This is a genomic window from Photorhabdus heterorhabditis, assembly GCF_001280945.1.
Lineage (GTDB): Bacteria > Pseudomonadota > Gammaproteobacteria > Enterobacterales > Enterobacteriaceae > Photorhabdus > Photorhabdus heterorhabditis.
In genome coordinates this window covers 1-434 of record NZ_LJCS01000243.1, presented here as the reverse complement: position 1 = coordinate 434, position 434 = coordinate 1, and the positions used below count along the sequence as shown (strand labels likewise).

The following is a 434-nucleotide window of genomic DNA, read 5'->3' as shown; positions in this document are numbered from 1 at the left end:
CACTTTGTGATTCATGACTGGGGTGAAGTCGTAACAAGGTAACCGTAGGGGAACCTGCGGTTGGATCACCTCCTTACCTGAGATGCGTTGAGTGAGTGTTCACACAGATTGTCTGATGAAAGAAGAGCAAGAATGCGTCTGCGAAGCTGACTATGGGTCCCCTTCGTCTAGAGGCCTAGGACACCGCCCTTTCACGGCGGTAACAGGGGTTCGAATCCCCTAGGGGACGCCACTTGCGGATGACGGGTGAAAGGCGTTGTCGTGTTATCGTTAAGCGGATTTTGATTGAGTCGGCTTAACGATAAAAGCTCTTTAACAATCTGGAACAAGCTGAAAATTGAAAACTGTCAGTAATATCGAGAGGTATTATTGAAGAGTCTCTCAACACTCTGCGACCCAAGACGTCTTTGGGTTGTGAGGTTAAGCGAATAAGC

1 tRNA gene and 1 rRNA gene are annotated in these 434 nt (G+C 48.4%); both read left to right on the top strand.

What is annotated here, in order from left to right:
* Window positions 1–76, top strand: a 16S ribosomal RNA gene (locus tag AM629_RS21555); the annotation flags it as partial.
* Window positions 77–156: 80 nt separating this feature from the next.
* Window positions 157–232: transfer RNA gene (locus AM629_RS21550), tRNA-Glu, on the top strand.
* The last annotated feature ends 202 nt before the right edge of the window (window positions 233–434 follow it).